The sequence below is a fragment of the Pseudomonas shirazensis genome (assembly GCF_050496565.1).
Classification (GTDB): Bacteria; Pseudomonadota; Gammaproteobacteria; order Pseudomonadales; family Pseudomonadaceae; genus Aquipseudomonas; species Aquipseudomonas shirazensis_A.
Genome location: NZ_JBNWAE010000001.1, coordinates 703,859 through 718,329, shown reverse-complemented (window position 1 = coordinate 718,329; position 14,471 = coordinate 703,859). Strand labels below are relative to the sequence as shown.

At 54.4% G+C, this 14,471-nt stretch carries 16 protein-coding genes and 3 pseudogenes; 7 read left to right on the top strand and 12 right to left on the bottom strand.

Annotated features, from left to right (window positions below):
- Nucleotides 1-528 precede the first annotated feature (528 nt).
- The 3 genes and pseudogenes from ACQZ2L_RS03230 to ACQZ2L_RS03220 all read left to right on the top strand — a co-directional run.
- Complete coding sequence (locus ACQZ2L_RS03230) at nt 529-774, top strand: hypothetical protein (RefSeq protein WP_169862263.1); 246 nt, start codon at nt 529-531, stop codon at nt 772-774.
- A gap of 10 nt (nt 775-784) precedes the next feature.
- Nucleotides 785-1,132, top strand: a pseudogene (gene tnpB / locus ACQZ2L_RS03225) (IS66 family insertion sequence element accessory protein TnpB); the annotation flags it as partial.
- Between the two features lie 54 nt (nt 1,133-1,186).
- Nucleotides 1,187-1,786: pseudogene (locus ACQZ2L_RS03220) on the top strand (IS66 family transposase zinc-finger binding domain-containing protein); the annotation flags it as partial.
- Nucleotides 1,787-1,921: 135 nt separating this feature from the next.
- Here ACQZ2L_RS03220 and ACQZ2L_RS03215 read toward each other — a convergent pair.
- On the bottom strand, nt 1,922-2,143 hold the full coding sequence (locus tag ACQZ2L_RS03215) for a hypothetical protein (RefSeq protein WP_047279652.1): 222 nt from the start codon (nt 2,141-2,143) through the stop codon (nt 1,922-1,924).
- A gap of 266 nt (nt 2,144-2,409) precedes the next feature.
- On the opposite strand from ACQZ2L_RS03215, the gene ACQZ2L_RS03210 reads away from it, so the two are divergent.
- Complete coding sequence (locus tag ACQZ2L_RS03210) at nt 2,410-2,913, top strand: hypothetical protein (protein ID WP_169862265.1); 504 nt, start codon at nt 2,410-2,412, stop codon at nt 2,911-2,913.
- 142 nt (nt 2,914-3,055) lie between these two features.
- Here the strand turns inward: ACQZ2L_RS03210 and ACQZ2L_RS03205 are convergent, their stop codons facing one another.
- Entirely contained in the window at nt 3,056-4,474 is a 1,419-nt protein-coding gene (locus ACQZ2L_RS03205) for a heavy metal sensor histidine kinase (protein WP_047279653.1), read from the bottom strand.
- Nucleotides 4,471-5,145, bottom strand: coding sequence for a heavy metal response regulator transcription factor (locus ACQZ2L_RS03200; RefSeq protein ID WP_047279654.1), 675 nt, complete (start codon nt 5,143-5,145; stop codon nt 4,471-4,473). The genes ACQZ2L_RS03205 and ACQZ2L_RS03200 overlap by 4 nt, the downstream gene beginning before the upstream one ends.
- A gap of 688 nt (nt 5,146-5,833) precedes the next feature.
- On the opposite strand from ACQZ2L_RS03200, the gene ACQZ2L_RS03195 reads away from it, so the two are divergent.
- Nucleotides 5,834-6,160: a DUF2790 domain-containing protein gene (locus ACQZ2L_RS03195; protein WP_095041100.1), complete on the top strand. Its 327-nt coding sequence runs from the start codon at nt 5,834-5,836 to the stop codon at nt 6,158-6,160.
- 32 nt (nt 6,161-6,192) lie between these two features.
- Here ACQZ2L_RS03195 and ACQZ2L_RS03190 read toward each other — a convergent pair whose 3' ends face one another.
- The 3 genes from ACQZ2L_RS03190 to ACQZ2L_RS03180 form a co-directional block, all read right to left on the bottom strand.
- Nucleotides 6,193-6,543 (bottom strand): DUF3147 family protein, encoded by a 351-nt coding sequence (locus ACQZ2L_RS03190; RefSeq protein WP_095041101.1) that lies wholly within the window; start codon nt 6,541-6,543, stop codon nt 6,193-6,195.
- 157 nt (nt 6,544-6,700) lie between these two features.
- Nucleotides 6,701-7,606, bottom strand: a complete 906-nt coding sequence (locus tag ACQZ2L_RS03185; RefSeq protein ID WP_095041102.1) for a cation diffusion facilitator family transporter — start codon at nt 7,604-7,606, stop codon at nt 6,701-6,703.
- 54 nt (nt 7,607-7,660) lie between these two features.
- Complete coding sequence (locus ACQZ2L_RS03180; RefSeq protein WP_095041103.1) at nt 7,661-7,999, bottom strand: zinc ribbon domain-containing protein; 339 nt, start codon at nt 7,997-7,999, stop codon at nt 7,661-7,663.
- Between the two features lie 490 nt (nt 8,000-8,489).
- On the opposite strand from ACQZ2L_RS03180, the pseudogene ACQZ2L_RS03175 reads away from it, so the two are divergent.
- Together ACQZ2L_RS03175 and ACQZ2L_RS03170 are read left to right on the top strand one after the other, a co-directional pair.
- Nucleotides 8,490-9,762, top strand: a pseudogene (locus tag ACQZ2L_RS03175) (phosphoethanolamine transferase).
- A 122-nt stretch (nt 9,763-9,884) separates the two neighbouring features.
- On the top strand, nt 9,885-10,013 hold the full coding sequence (locus tag ACQZ2L_RS03170; protein ID WP_003253468.1) for a hypothetical protein: 129 nt from the start codon (nt 9,885-9,887) through the stop codon (nt 10,011-10,013).
- Nucleotides 10,014-10,156: 143 nt separating this feature from the next.
- Here the strand turns inward: ACQZ2L_RS03170 and ACQZ2L_RS03165 are convergent, their stop codons facing one another.
- From ACQZ2L_RS03165 to ACQZ2L_RS03140, 6 genes are all read right to left on the bottom strand, one after another.
- The gene (locus ACQZ2L_RS03165) at nt 10,157-10,363 is read right to left on the bottom strand and encodes a hypothetical protein (protein ID WP_011953104.1); all 207 of its coding nucleotides are present in this window, start codon (nt 10,361-10,363) and stop codon (nt 10,157-10,159) included.
- A 14-nt stretch (nt 10,364-10,377) separates the two neighbouring features.
- Nucleotides 10,378-10,602 carry a hypothetical protein gene (locus ACQZ2L_RS03160; RefSeq protein WP_011953103.1) on the bottom strand — a complete coding sequence of 75 codons (225 nt, stop codon included), beginning with the start codon at nt 10,600-10,602 and terminating at the stop codon, nt 10,378-10,380.
- Nucleotides 10,603-10,807: 205 nt separating this feature from the next.
- The gene (locus tag ACQZ2L_RS03155) at nt 10,808-11,731 is read right to left on the bottom strand and encodes a hypothetical protein (RefSeq protein ID WP_011953102.1); all 924 of its coding nucleotides are present in this window, start codon (nt 11,729-11,731) and stop codon (nt 10,808-10,810) included.
- Between the two features lie 310 nt (nt 11,732-12,041).
- Nucleotides 12,042-12,911 (bottom strand): hypothetical protein, encoded by an 870-nt coding sequence (locus ACQZ2L_RS03150; RefSeq protein WP_153443019.1) that lies wholly within the window; start codon nt 12,909-12,911, stop codon nt 12,042-12,044.
- 2 nt (nt 12,912-12,913) lie between these two features.
- On the bottom strand, nt 12,914-13,597 hold the full coding sequence (locus ACQZ2L_RS03145; RefSeq protein ID WP_126404318.1) for a transcriptional regulator: 684 nt from the start codon (nt 13,595-13,597) through the stop codon (nt 12,914-12,916).
- Nucleotides 13,594-14,436 (bottom strand): TIGR04255 family protein, encoded by an 843-nt coding sequence (locus ACQZ2L_RS03140; protein WP_010951432.1) that lies wholly within the window; start codon nt 14,434-14,436, stop codon nt 13,594-13,596. The genes ACQZ2L_RS03145 and ACQZ2L_RS03140 overlap by 4 nt, the downstream gene beginning before the upstream one ends.
- Nucleotides 14,437-14,471: the final 35 nt, after the last annotated feature.

Below are 14,471 nucleotides of genomic sequence, written 5' to 3'. Positions count from 1 at the left end.
TAGCTTGGGCACCTAGCCACCGCTGCCTACGGATCTGGTAGCAAGAAGCCCGCCTCGGCGGCGGGCTATCAGATGTCTCCAAGGGGAGGCTGTAGGCCAACAAGTCTCGGAGCAAGCAGTTGTAGGATACGCCTCTTGGCTGACGCCTGCCAGCTAGCTTCGGCAGGAGCGTATGGTCCTGCTTTCCATCGACCTTAAAAAGCGGCCGTTGTAGGCCCCGCCAATTGGTAGGGCAGTCCGCCAAGACATAGCAGGCCGATTGTCCCCAGGCGGTGTACCCTTCGCCAGAGTCATAGACAGAGCTAGAGGTGAATCTAGCGGGCACCTACATTTGAGGGCAGAATCGCTAGCTCGCCTACATTGCACTGGGTTGAGGGGAAAGGTGTGGGAGCAGAGCTAGATCGGGTAAAGGATCGCAAGAGGAGCAGAGCTTTAATCGAAGACCTCTACCTCGACGCGAACCGAGTTTACGTAATCCACTACTCCTGCGAATCGTTTTATCAGAACGATACCGGGGAGTCGAAACGTGTGACATCCATCGCCACACGAAACCTAAAAACCGGCCAGACCAAGTCATGGTCCATCCATAAAGAAGCAGAGCTCAGTAAACAGCTCTCTAGCATGCAAGCAGAGCTCAATAAATTCGAAAAGTCGATGCTGAAAGGCTTTTTCCAGTGGCTTGATAAGCACAAGGATTGCCGGTTCCTGCACTGGAACGTAAACGGCCAGCCGAAGCGTCAGTGGTCATCGAGTTGCCCATGGCCGGGCAAGTAATCACATTGAAATGGCCAGCCTCGGATCCCGAGGGCTGCGCGCAATTTATCCGGGCTGTGGCCCAATGATCCGCATCGATGCGATCTGGCTGTCCACCGAGCCGATGGACATGCGCGCCGGAACCGAAACGGCATTGGCCCGAGTGATCGCGGTGTTCGGTGCGGCGAAGCCGCATTGCGCTTATCTGTTCGCCATTCGCCGCGCTAACCGGATGAAAGTGCTGGTGCATGATGGCGTGGGCGTCTGGCTTGCCGCGCGGCGCCTGAATCAAGGGAAGTTTCACTGGCCCGGCATTCGCCATGGCTGTGAGGTCGAACTCGACAGCGAGCAACTCCAGGCGTTGGTGCTGGGCCTGCCGTGGCAGCGGGTCTGCTCGTCGTCGTTTCGGGCCTGCTCTGGCACAATCAGCGGCATGACTTCCTCGCCCAACCTCGACCATATGACCCCGGAACAGCTTCGTGCCTTGGCGGCACAGGCGTCGCAGTTGCAGTCCCAAGTCGAGGCGATGAGCAGGAAGATCCAAAATGATGAAATTCTCATCGAACAGTTCAAGTTCGAGATCGCCCTGCTCAAGCGCCACAAATTTGCCAAGCGCAGCGAGCAGATCAGCCAAGCACAAGGCAGCTTGCTGGATGATCTGCTCGACACAGATCTTGAAGCTATCGAAGCAGAGCTGAAACAGCTCCTCCCAGCTTCGTCACAGGTCGAGCCACGGCAATCGCCGAAACGTGCACCATTGCCGCCGCAGTTTCCACGCACGGTGATCCGTCACGAACCGGAAAACACTCAGTGCGCTTGAGGCTGCCAACTTCAACGCATCGGCGAAGACGTTAGCGAGTAGCTGGATTACACGCCGGGCGTGTTTACCGTCGAGCAGCATGTACGTGGTAAATGGGCCTGCCGTCAGTGCGAAACCCTGATTCAGGCGCCTGTTCCGGCCCAGGTCATCGACAAAGGTATTCCAACCGCAGGCCTGCTGGCCCACGTGATGGTGGCCGAGTTTGCCGCTCACTGGGTCTGACCGGAGAAAGCAATGCGGAAACGCCACGCGAGAACGAAGGCTAAATTCCAAGCACAAAAAAGCCAGGTTTTACCCTGGCTTTTTTGTCAATTACTTTTGTCATTTGAAGTCCTATTTAACCGCCGATTAATTGTCGGCTTGTTCCCTACCATCCTTGCTTTCTTTCTTTTGCTCTTGAGCGACTTGTTGTTTGTTCTGGTCCGAAGCGTCATCGCTCCATAGGCGAGCCTGTTCGGTTCGGAAGTTCTCGTTGAACTGTTTCGCTCGCTCGAAGCCGCCTTCAGCGTAAGCGGTACCCATGAGACCCAGCAGCAGGCTGCCAATAGCGATAGATTTGACAAATTTCATTGTGAACCTCGGTTCATACTAGGCCTACCTGATTAGCGGCCTTTGTTGGTTTGTAGTTTAGGAACACGAAGCTAACGACAAGGTGAGTCAATAATTACAATTCCGTAATTTAGGCTGCAGATAGGATGTGTTAAATCGTCAAATCTGGAAGGATCATGTCTATCTCGGCATTGTCGAGGTGGATTAAGAATTTTCTCTCAAATTACAATTTTGATATCTAGCGCGTTAATTCAGCGCGGCGTTGTTGGCCGCCCTAGGAGATAGCCATGAATTACATAGAGCCCTGGGCAGTTGCTATCGGTGACTTTCGCCGCTGCACTGAAAAACTCACTGTCCAGCTCGATGAGCTGACCTCGCAGACGCGCACCTCCAGCGCTGTTCTGGAGAGGTCGAACGAACTGGTGGAGCAGGTGGACGCTGTCGGCCGGCAGATTCAGGAGGAGGTGCGAAAGGCAGAGAAGGCTTGGTCGAATGCGGAAGAGGTTGCCTTGCGCGCCGCTGCAGCAGCGTATTCAGCTGCATGCCGCGGAGTCGACACCGCCATCCAGCCACTGATCTCAGAGCTAACAGCAGCGGCAAAGGTAGCGGACGCCTCTATCCAGGAGCTCAAGCGGGCACCGGTGCTGGCCAAGCGTTATGTGATGGTGGTCGCCACGGCATTCTTCATCTTGGCGCTGATCTGTGTCTACTCGACCATGCGCCTGATCGATGCCGCCGGCAGCGTAAGTGCTCAAGAGAAAGTGAATGCTCAGTATTTCTCCCACCTGTGAAAGAACGCCAATCCTGACGAACAGAAGATTATTAAGTCGGTGATTCTGCGGTCGCCCATGGACCCTGTGGTCCTCCGGCACTGATGCAGTGAGGCAGACAAAAAGGCCCGTCGATTGACGGGCCTAATCATGTCTGCGCGGTTTAAGCGGCGGTCATTGCCGGCTGCAGTTGCTGGGCTGCAGGAAAGTGAAGGTGGAACCAAGTGAAGTTTTCTTCGGTCACCTCCACGCTCGCCGATCCCTGGTGCAGGCTCATGATCGACTGAACGATGGCCAAGCCAAGACCGGTACCGCCTTCGCTCCGTGCTCGGCTCTTGTCCACACGGTAGAACCGCTCAAACAAGTGCGCGTGGTGTTCCTTGGCGATACCGCGGCCGGGGTTGCCGACACTCAACGTCGTACCGCTCGCACTATGCTGCACCTTCACGTAGACCGTGCGGCCACGAGGGCAGTAACGGATCGCGTTCGAGACCAAATTCGAGACGGCACGTTGAACCATCAGGCGGTTCCCGCGCACCACGTCATCACTGCCAGAGATCTGCAGCTGGATCTCGCCTTCTTCTGCCGAAATGCTGAAGAGATCGCACACTCGCTGAACCTCGTCGACCAAGGAGACGGGTTCGAACTCCACCATTGATGCTGGATGACTGACCTGGGCCAAGAACAGCATGTCCGAAACCATGCGGCTCATGCGGTCCAGCTCTTCTGTGCACGACTCCAGAACCTCCCGGTATTCGGAAAGTGATCGTTCTCTGGTCAAGGCTACCTGAGCCTTACCCATAAGGTTGGAAAGCGGTGCTCGAAGTTCATGAGCGAGATCGTCAGAGAACTGCGAAAGCTGCTGAACCCCATCATCCAGGCGAGCCAGCATGATGTTGATACCGTCGGCGAGCTTCTTGAGTTCTGCTGGCATCCCATCAGTTGGAAGGCGATGGTCGAGGCTCTCGGTTGAGATCTTTGACGCTACCTTGAGGAATTTGGTCAGAGGCAGCAGGCCTCTGCGCACAGTCCACCAGCCAATGGCCAGGATCAACGCGAGGATGACAGGGGACATCATCAGCCCCCAGGTTAGCAAAGCATCGAGTAGTGCTTCATTGGATGACTGATCAGCAGTCATGTAGACGCCGACCTCCGTACCATCGCCCAGAGTCATGGCCTGAGAAGCACTGAGCAGGGGCCGTCCATTATAGTCGCTCCACTCGTATTCCGTGGTCTGCGCCGCAGCTTGGAACCTATGAACCTCTCGATTGATCTGTTTGGAACCGATGGTGAGTAAAGGATCTTCACTCTCTGCGGACCTGTAGATGCTTACGTAGAGGTTGTTCTGGCCTGTGACCAAATCCACCAGCTTGTGCGAATCTGAACTGACATCGGCAATATCAGTAATTTCGGAAAGGCTGTGCGCCATTGCCTCCATTTTGACGCCGAGATCGATGCGAGCATTTCTATCCAGTGCTTGCCCAACCATCATGTAACCGAAGGTAGCGAACATCAGCAGCAGCGCTGCGCTCATCAATCCAACTTTTAATCCCAGCTTTGCAGCCAGGCTGAATGGCCTCATGCGCGTTCCTCAAAAACGTACCCAACGCCACGGAGCGTGTGAATGAGCTTGGTTTCAAACGGGTCATCGATCTTAGAGCGCAGGCGCCGGATGGCGACATCGATGACATTGGTGTCGCAGTCGAAATTCATATCCCAGACCAACGAGATGATCTGAGAGCGAGTCAGCGCTTCGCCCGTTCGGCTCATAAGCAGGTGCAGGAGCGCAAACTCCTTGGTGGTGAGATCGATGCGTGTGCCACTGCGGAAAACGCGATGGCGGACGGAGTCGAGTTCCAGGTCGGCAATTTTCAGTGAGCTCTTCTCGACTAACTCATCACCACGGCGCTGTAGCGAACGGATGCGAGCAAGCAGTTCAGGAAATTCGAATGGTTTCACAAGGTAGTCATCCGCGCCGCCGTCCAAGCCCTTGAGCTTGTCATTGATGCGTCCGCGGGCGGTCAGCATGATGATACGGACCCGGCTGGTTTTACGGATGGTTTCCAGCAGGTCCCAGCCGTCGATACCTGGGAGGTTCACGTCCAGCAGGACCAACGAATAGACATTAGTGTTGAACAAGTGCAGGGCATCTACACCGTTGTGCACGATATCTACAACATACCCGCTTTCGGATAGGCCCTGCTGAAGATATTCGGCAGTTTTAATTTCGTCTTCCACAACTAGAACGCGCATAACTTATCTCAAGGTATGAGGAAGGAGTTGGCCTAATCCGCCAAGATTATGGTTGCAGGCTGTTGGAAAGTTTGGCTGGGGGTATGGCATGTGGTAGTCGCTACCTCTGTCCATACGCCGGGTCACCTGAGGACGCTTGAATCTTAACGCGAAGAAGCTGGCCGCGGCGAAATCCTACAAATTTGTAATGTAGCCGCAAGATTTCTGACAGTCATGCAGGCTCCATCTCTTAGCTTAGCGGATTCTGGGGCCTGCGACGGAGTACGACAGCTTCGCCTGATAGGTGGAATCGGCCAGGACAGGCAGCATTTCGGTCGCTAGCTTGCAAGGACTGGTAATGGCCTTGGATCGAGGGCGCCACGCAGGCAGTCCCCATGCACGGCCGTAAACTGCAGCGCCTTTCTGCAAATTAGTTCACGTGGCGGCTCGATATTCTCTCGAATATTTATCTTACAATCTATTACATGTCCAAATTGTAATTGCGCGATCATCTTGGTGTTAGCCTCCTTTGCTAGTTTAAGGGCAGCGGAAGAGGCATCGCTGCTTTGGAAATTGTCTCATTTCAAAGCAGCTTGGCAAGAGCATCGAGCAGTTGTTCGCGCCAGTGCATTCACCTGTAAACCATACGCTCCTTTGGTAGGTGAATTTTAGCGCCCCCTACGGGCGCTTTTTTATTAAGGGACTTCTTATGAACACTACAGTATCAGCGATCGCCGTGTTTATGCTCTTTACATCACTAACAGCCAATGCCCAAAGCGGTATGGAGATTAATCAACGCATCGAGCGTTCTGCTAGAGAGGCTACTGCGGATTATGCTCAACGCGTAAAAAAGCCCATGCCTCAACTAGAAGACTACGCCTACGGCATGGACCTGGACGTTGGTAAGTTGGTGTATGTATCACCCAGCGTGCGGTACTGCGGGGATGTAAGAAGCATGATGACCTACGAAGACTCGAAAGGCGAACTGCACATGGTTCGCTACCTAGTGAAGGGCGAGTGCGTTAATAGCCGTTAAGACTCATCAAGATGATCCCTACGGCCACCGGATCACAGAAGCTCAATGCCGAACCGGCGCAGCAGTATCACGAAGCCCCCGAAGCTGGCCATTGTGATGAGGATGCTGCAGATCAGTGTCGGCCAAAAGCCGAGCTTAGGTAGCAGCAACGGAAAAGCGATAAACATCGGCAGGGTCGGAAGCACGTACCAGAACGTGTACCAGGCATGGTTGGCGATCTTCTCCATGCTCTGGTTCTCCAAGTAGAGCCAGACCAGCGTCAACACCGTGACCAAGGGTAGGGCGGCGACCAGGCCGCCCAGCTTGTCACTGCGTTTCGCCAGCTCTGATACGAGAATCACTATACCGGCAGTGAGTAGGTACTTCGTGATGATCCAAGCCATCGCTGAGCCTTCTGGAGGTTGTGGACGGGGGCAGGCGAAGCCATTCACCAACCCCTCTCGAAGCGCTCCTGCCGTTTACGCCATCCCTCACCGCATTTCTATTGCAGCATCACCCTCAGCCAGGAAGGTGATGTGTTTGCATGGTGTTACCGATCGATCAGTGCGAAGGCGAGGGAACGCTCTCGTGGAAAGCTGCCCGCTCGATCTGGATGGTGCAGTGATGGATTTCGAATGCATCGCTGACAGCTTCCACGACGGCCGCCAGCACAGCATCCCCATCTGCAGAATCCCGTATTACTACGTGCGACGTCATCACGTTGCTGCCACTGCTGACGGCCCAGACGTGCAAGTCATGTACGTCCGTGACGCCATCTACCCCGAGGATCGTGGCCTCGATTGCCGTAACGTCGAGCCCCCTCGGCACACCCTCCATGAGGATTCCCAGGCTTTCGCGAAGCAGTTGCCACGTCCGCGGAAGTACCCAAAGGCCGATTGCCACAGCGACAATCGTGTCGACCCAGGTCCAGCCGGTGAAGCGGATGATGAGCGCCGCGATGATTACGCCTAGCGAGCCGAGCATGTCGCTCCAAACTTCGAGGTAGGCTCCTTTGACGTTGAGGCTTTCGTTGCTCGCTGATGCCAGAAGGCGCATCGAGATTAGGTTGATGATCAGGCCGGCGATTGCGATCCACATCATCGCTCCCGTAGCGATCTCCGCCGGCATGAAGAAGCGCTGGTAGGCCTCGTACAAGATGTACATTGCCACGAGAAAGAGCAGCACGGCGTTGAACGTCGAAGCCAGAATCTCCAGACGCGCATAGCCGAAGGTTCTTTTTTGATCCGCCGGCCGCTTGGCTATCTGAAGTGCAATCAGTGAGATCGCCAAGGCGGCAGTATCTGTAAACATGTGAGATGCGTCCGACAGCAGCGCCAGGCTGCCGGTAATCCACGCACCGATCACTTCTGCAATCATGAAGCTGCCAGTCAAGGCGAGCGCCATGATTAGCTTCTTCTGATGCCCCTCGCGTACTGCGGCGCTGCCATGGTCATGATTTGAACCCACGTATTTCTCCTTGCGCAGGGTTGTGGTCTCGTTGGCCTTCCTGTCTACCTAGCCTTAGAGCGTCGCTTGGCCACACTGACTGCAAAATCTTGCCCCTGCACTCAGCAGCGAGCCGCAGGCGGTGCAACCACTCGATAGCGGTGTTCCGCAGTTTAGACAAAAGCGTGCTGACGGATCGTTGGCCGTCCGGCACTGCCTGCAGCCCTGCAGATCTTTGATGGGGGCAGGAGTGGCAGGGCGCCCGCCGTCATACACCTGATTACCGCCGTCGCAGCCCTGCTGCCGGCCATGGCGATCATACTGCTCGGCCCCATGTCCCCCGCTGTGGTGCTTGCCTCCACCGTGGTTTCCACGGCCATGGTGCTCGCCCAGGATGTTTTTGAAAAAGCTCATGGTATTCGCCCCTCATTGATGGGTGACATATTAACGAGCAAAAGTTGAAAATAATGTTCTGCTCGCGAAAAAGACTTGTAAGTTTAATTGGAAGTTCAAAATTAGCCTACGACAAAACGAAACCGTTTTGTTTGTGAAATTAAATTTATCTAGCTGAGCGGCGTATTGCTTTTAGTGGGTGGTATCCCCCTAATTTTGATCATAGCGTGATCAATGACAATCAAAACAGCTGTTATTGGATTTCTGTCAGCATTGTAATCCCGAGGTCATCGTGTCGTTATCAGGTCCCGGAAATAATGCGCTCAGCGAGATTCATTTCTCTTTTTATCCCTATGCCTCACACATACTAAGCGTCTCCAACGCCTAGGGGCCTAAGGCCTCTGGCGCTCCGCACATTGCGCAATCGCTTAGCATCTGTCGACGGCTTGCCTTGTAGCTCCCGCTAACTCCATAGCTACCGCCATGGATAAGCAGCTTCCAGAGTTTGATAATGACACCTTCCAAATCCATTGTTCACACCCTGTTAAGCAAATGGATCTTTGCTATTCGCAATGCGCGGCAGAAAGGCATCAGTACTAATTTGCTAATCGGCCTGGTGACTTTTTGGTTGCTGCTATTCGCGAACGCAGAGCTCCGGAACGTGCTCTGGAAGCTGGTATTCAAAACCGATGAAGTGAACTGGCTGCTAGCGGCCAGCCTCCCAGTCATAGTATTCGCATGGGTGCCTGAAGCGTCAGCTGGCCTCACCTAAAACGCTGACGGCCATTGGTACTGATGCGGTAGTTAATCGACAGGGTGCGGCTCGTAAACCCAGGCTGCTGGTACTGGCAGTAGGAGAGACCGCTCGCTCCGCCAACTTCTCCCTCAACGGCTACTCCCGTGAAACGAATCCGGAACTAGAAAAGCGAAATGTCATTAGCTTCACGAACGTGAGCTCCTGCGGCACCGCTACCGCGGTCTCGCTGCCATGCATGTTCCTGGACGTGGGTAAGGCCCAGTACAAAGATGGCTTGGCCAAGAGCCGAGAAGGGCTGCTCGACGTGCTTCAACGCGCTGGCATCAGTGTCATGTGGACTGACAACAACTCGGGGTGCAAAGGGGTCTGCGACAGGGTTCCCAACCACAAGGCTGCCTCTCACGCGGATTCCCAACTGTGCACCAGCGAGGAGTGTAAGGACGGGGTGCTGCTCACGGAGATGCAAGACTTCATCAAGCGCCAGGAAGGCGATGCTGTCCTGGTGCTCCACTACAAAGGCAGTCACGGCCCGGCCTACTACAAGCGCTACCCCTCGCAATTCAAGAAATTCGCACCGGTGTGCGAGACCAACGAGCTCGACAAATGTAAGCAGGAGGAGGTGGTCAATGCCTACGACAACTCAATCCTCTATACCGATTATGTGACTGCAAATCTCATCGATATCTTGGCGGCCAACACCAAGTTCGACACTGCGCTGATGTACGTTTCGGACCACGGCGAATCGCTGGGGGAGGGTGGGCTCTATCTGCATGGGCTGCCTTACGCGATGGCTCCTGACGAGCAAACAAAGGTGCCGTTGGTACTTTGGATGTCTGACTCGCTCGCGAAGAGTGAAAAGGTCAACGTGGGTTGTTTGAAAGCTCAAACCACGTCATCGCTGAGCCACGACAACCTGTTCCACACCGTGCTCGGCATGATGAACGTCCAGACGTCTTCGTATCGCTCAGCGCTGGATTTTACAGCCCCTTGCAAGCCCTTGGCCGGAGGCTTTTATTCTGGCCTCTGAATGTTCGATGTGGACCGGATCATCGGCCAGGCGGTTCTGCACCAGCCTGCTTTGACAGCTGAGAGAAGCTGGACTAATTACATAGCTGCATTCAACAACCCAAGCGGAAAAGGAAGTTTTGCATGAGCATCAAGCCAGGCCCAAAGCGCACCAATGAAGATGGCACTCCGGACAAAAGGCAGCGAGTCACCCCTGAAAAGCAGAAGGACCATCCGGACCTGAAACCCCACAAGCACAAAAAGGGCGAGTAAGAAAAAAGCAGCTCTCGGGAGCTGCTTTTTTGTTTGGGCTGTGTGCAAACCTTCCCGACTGTCTCGCTGATCAATCGGACCCAGTCGTGAGTCTTCCGCTTGGCTTGATGGATTCTGAAGCTACCTCCGGATCGGTTATCCCTTCAGTGCGGACGACGAGACTGATATCCCAGAGCGTTGAGCTGATACTCGCTGACAGCCCGAAATTGTGATTCTGCGATTTGACGCAGGCGCTCAACCTCTTCGGCAGATGAGCCAGAAGCCTGCGCCTCGTGGTATTGCTTCATCGCATCCACTGCGTCGGTATACATGGGGTGGTCGGGGAGAAGAGCTGGTATCTTTTTCGTCATGTAGCGGCAGGTCCTCACTGGATAGTCGACGGTGGTTTACCTGCTTTGAGGAGCTGAAAATCAATGACCGCCTGATAGAGCGAATCTGCCAATAGGTGAAGACGCTGTACCTCAAGGTCTGGCAATCCAGCAGCCTCCGCTTCGTGGGCCTGTCGGATAGCTTCAAGCGCTTGCCTCATCAGTGGCTCACCAGCCTCGACCATTCCAATGAATGTGCGCTTCACAACATTTTGCTCCATTCAGCTGAAGATGAATTATAGGACACCGCGGCGTGGCAAGGCCCCGAGCAGCACAGGTGTTCGACGTCCGGCTGAACGAACCAATGAGGAGCGCGCTGGCCTGGGGAGTGGCCAGGGCGCGTGTCATAGCTACGTTGTAAACCACTTTTTTCACTGTAAACCACTGTGGTTTACAGTGAAAAAAAGTGGTTTACAGCAGGCCTCCTCAGGCCTGAGTCAGCTCCAGCAGATCGCCCAGTTCCTCCCGGGCCATCTTCACTCTATCCATTCTGCGATAAGGATGATCAACCGGCATCCGGATAAGAGATTCGAACCAAGCCGAATCGAATTTGATGACTTCCTTGTGAATGTGCTCAAGCTCACCTCCGCGAGGCTGTGACACTACAAACTCCATGCTTTCAACCAAGCCAGACGCTTCACTGTCTTTGACGATTCGATGGCGGATGAAACTCATTTTGAGATCAAAATATGCCGCCTTCGAACCAGGCACCTTCTTCGATTCCAGCCGACCAGTGCTGCTGATTTCCGCCCCCGGCACCTCAGCGGCAATAGCTTTCACCAGCTCAGCATTTCCACTGACCTTCTGGCCAAACAGGCGGGTGGCGTCCGACATGTAAGCAAAGATCCATGGCACATTGCGAAGCGTCGCGCCGGTATAGAGGTAGCCACGCTCTCCCTTGTAACGCTGCAGCATACCTCTCAACGCGTTCTCGGAAAGGACCAGTTGGGTCTCTTTCTCCAGGATGTAAACCACGCGATCGAACTGTTCGATCAATAGCTTGAGAATCTTCCGCGGGACGCCGTCAAACCTGGTTTTTCGTTCTGTTTTCTTATGCTGGCGAGGCTTGAAGTACGGGCAATCGTTACGGGCCTCACTATCAAATGGAGCGATGCCGCGAATGCTCTTAGTAGCATGTTTCCCGAATGGGTTCTTCACGTTAGGCGGTAGCTCATACAGCCCAACCAGCTGGACAGGGTTGTCGCATGCCGGGCATACAGCAAACTGAGCTAGCTTGCCCGCACTTCCAGGCTGGTACCACGGATCTCTGCGGAAGGTCTCGGCCTCGAAACCTTCCTTGTCGATGATCTTGCTTTCTGTGTCTTCGATGCGGAGCTTATAGACATCCATCTTTGCTGAAACCGTATCAATAGAGGGTTTCTGGATGGTAACGAGCGAGGATAGGCAGCAGTAGGCCTAACTGACCCTTTTGGTGGTCACCCACTGGTTTGAGGCCAGCCCAAAGCATGCCTGATCGACCTGGGCGGGCCCTAGAAACAACTAACCCCCTGATGCGCAGTACAGGTCTGGGACCTGCCCGAGGCGTGGGGGCTATTCTTGGAGCGACAGTGACACCGGCTCCGGAGAAAATCAATTGGTTTGTAGAGCAGCCGGTCAGCTAAGGTCAAACCCAGATCCTAAAGGGGAGGCCGATAGCAGCTCAGTCAGCATCATCGGCACCTTCTTCATCTTCATCGGTATCCCCAACACTGAGCCAGTCGTGAAGGTTGTACCGCACGAAGTCTTCCGCATCGAGCATGGTAAAGTCTTGTAGCACCGTGACGTCTGCTCCACCGAAGTACAGCCCATCGTTGAGATTTCTGGCCACCCCGAGCACTTCATTCAGCTGGTCGTGCAGCTCATTTGCGCGCCTGGCGTGCTCTCGTTTGGTCAAAAACCGGAACACCACCTCGTAGGGCTCAGCCGGGTCGCGAATCTCGCCCTTGGGGTTGAAGGAAACCCAAGCACTAGCGAAAAATTGGTTGTTCTGATGGAGGAAATCGTCGACAAGCACGGCGATGCCCTTCATGCCGTCGTCACCTTGGTCTGCCTTCAGGCGGTTGACCAACTCGTCCGGCATCGCAATACGGTTGTAATGGTGGGACATCCAGTATGAGAAATACTGACCGTTTTCTTCGCTCAGCGTGATTACCGGATTTCGGTGGAGCGTCGGAAGCACGGCTCTCTTGGTCCACACACGCTTGTGAATCTTGAGCTCCATAACCTGCTTTTCCGCGTGCTGCAGGTGCAGCGTACGTGGATTGAGGGCGTGCAGCTGCTTATCGAAGGCCTTTTTCTTTACCTTAACGGCAATCCACTCTATCCACGGCGCATCACAAAGGTTGCGTGCATGCACCGTGCAGGAATGGGAGGCCAACATCCAATAAGCTGGAGCCACCCCCTCGAATTGGCCTTTCAGGACCTCCTCGGATATGTGTTCAATCAAGGCGTCACCTGAGACGGTATCTCCTTGCAGCCAACCAGCAGCGCTAATGGCACTTACGATCTCTTGCTCAGGTGTATCAGCCATAATCAAACCAAATTCGAACCGCCCGATTTTTCTAACCTGGCGATGGTTTTGAGGTCCCTATCACGTAGCTGCTGCGCCTTGCCAGCCAACTCCGCAACCATTCCGTACACACCTTTAGCGCCATTTCGATTCCACGCTTCATCCGAAAGCGCATCCTGAATCAGGCGGCCATCGGCGGTTGGATAGAAAAGCACCCGATGCAGATACTGCGCTTCTTCGGCGTTAACTTGGCGCAACGCCTCAGTTAAAGCCGCAAGCCTCTCGGGAAAACCAGTGGCGGTTTTTCCAGTCCGCCAATTGTACACGGTCTGACGAGACACGTTGAAGATCTGCGCGATGGAGCTATCTGACAACTTGAAGTCGCTCCTAAGCTCCTCGATTAAGGCCGGCGCTACGTCTTCGGTAACATTGGCATCCTGGCTGGTGTCCACCTCGGTCCAGGCACCAGCATGCACGCCATGAAAGCTCATGCCTGCTGAGCCGATAAGTTGTGGATAGGGCAGGGAGGCAGTCCCAGGAGCGACTACTACCGAAACGGCCAGCATCGCTGTGAAAGCAATCGCCAATACAGGGTTTGCTGTCGTGCTACCTACACGCGGAGCAATTTCAGGGTTTTCCCAAGTAGAAGATCTGCTTACAGCAGCCCCGGTAGGATCAATCCATTGCCCATTCATTGCTGTAGTCATTTCGCCTTCCCCCAAACCTCAAAGGCATGATCTTTCGCGACTGTCCTAAAAGCAAAGTTAGCAGTCTTATGCAAACCGTCGAGTCTCGTGCAGATCTCCTCGGTTCCCAGTCGTTCGGCTAACTGCAGCGGCCAATGCGCATCCGTATCGAGAAGAGCACCATTTTCGCTAACAGGCACAAATGCACCTTGCAGAGGAGCACCATGCTTGGATGAATTCCTCGATTGCTTAGCAATTTCGAAAACCATGGCCGGCTCGACCAAATCTTCCGGTATCCACATACCAGTCTGCCGCCAGCATCTGATGTGCAGATACTCCGGATCTAGATGGTAGGTGGTAGTAGAGATTCCAAGCTGCTCCTTGGGGACTTTCCCATGCGCCGCTAGCTCATCGCATTTAAGTGGGAGCATGGCTTCCGGAAGGTAGTCGGCTAGGGTCTCACCTTCAGCTGGTTCAATTTTATCGACGTACCGCATCCCGATAGCGGTGATATCCAATGCACCTGCTTGCCCTACCAGCGCCTCAATGCACTCACGGAAAAGCGCTAAGTGGTTATCAAAATGAAGATAATTTGTGCTTTGCAGGATCATGTGATCCATGGCCAGCACGCACGCGTAGTCAGCATCCCGATTAAGGAACGCCCAAGAATTCGGTTCTCCGCTGTGCATCACTCCAGGCGGCACGCCCTTGACCATCTGGAAGAAGCCCGGGAGGCTCTGACGGATCGTGTGCTGAATGTCTGGGATCAGCTTTGGCAGCTTAAGAATCGGGGCAAATCTGATTACGCTCAACGCATAGATAAGCGGCGCCCTTGCTAAGACCCCTTCGCGTTCTGACATGTTAACTCCTCCACCGCTCCCCAACGAGGGACCGG

What these genes read in the sequence shown, in the direction of transcription:
- ACQZ2L_RS03215 (WP_047279652.1), bottom strand. Translation starts at nt 2,143, where the DNA reads ATGAAATTTGTCAAATCTATCGCTATTGGCAGCCTGCTGCTGGGTCTC.
- ACQZ2L_RS03210 (WP_169862265.1), top strand. Translation starts at nt 2,410, where the DNA reads ATGAATTACATAGAGCCCTGGGCAGTTGCTATCGGTGACTTTCGCCGC.
- ACQZ2L_RS03205 (WP_047279653.1), bottom strand. Translation starts at nt 4,474, where the DNA reads ATGAGGCCATTCAGCCTGGCTGCAAAGCTGGGATTAAAAGTTGGATTG.
- ACQZ2L_RS03200 (WP_047279654.1), bottom strand. Translation starts at nt 5,145, where the DNA reads ATGCGCGTTCTAGTTGTGGAAGACGAAATTAAAACTGCCGAATATCTT.
- ACQZ2L_RS03195 (WP_095041100.1), top strand. Translation starts at nt 5,834, where the DNA reads ATGAACACTACAGTATCAGCGATCGCCGTGTTTATGCTCTTTACATCA.
- ACQZ2L_RS03190 (WP_095041101.1), bottom strand. Translation starts at nt 6,543, where the DNA reads ATGGCTTGGATCATCACGAAGTACCTACTCACTGCCGGTATAGTGATT.
- ACQZ2L_RS03180 (WP_095041103.1), bottom strand. Translation starts at nt 7,999, where the DNA reads ATGAGCTTTTTCAAAAACATCCTGGGCGAGCACCATGGCCGTGGAAAC.
- ACQZ2L_RS03170 (WP_003253468.1), top strand. Translation starts at nt 9,885, where the DNA reads ATGAGCATCAAGCCAGGCCCAAAGCGCACCAATGAAGATGGCACTCCG.
- ACQZ2L_RS03165 (WP_011953104.1), bottom strand. Translation starts at nt 10,363, where the DNA reads ATGACGAAAAAGATACCAGCTCTTCTCCCCGACCACCCCATGTATACC.
- ACQZ2L_RS03160 (WP_011953103.1), bottom strand. Translation starts at nt 10,602, where the DNA reads ATGGAGCAAAATGTTGTGAAGCGCACATTCATTGGAATGGTCGAGGCT.
- ACQZ2L_RS03155 (WP_011953102.1), bottom strand. Translation starts at nt 11,731, where the DNA reads ATGGATGTCTATAAGCTCCGCATCGAAGACACAGAAAGCAAGATCATC.
- ACQZ2L_RS03150 (WP_153443019.1), bottom strand. Translation starts at nt 12,911, where the DNA reads ATGGCTGATACACCTGAGCAAGAGATCGTAAGTGCCATTAGCGCTGCT.
- ACQZ2L_RS03145 (WP_126404318.1), bottom strand. Translation starts at nt 13,597, where the DNA reads ATGACTACAGCAATGAATGGGCAATGGATTGATCCTACCGGGGCTGCT.
- ACQZ2L_RS03140 (WP_010951432.1), bottom strand. Translation starts at nt 14,436, where the DNA reads ATGTCAGAACGCGAAGGGGTCTTAGCAAGGGCGCCGCTTATCTATGCG.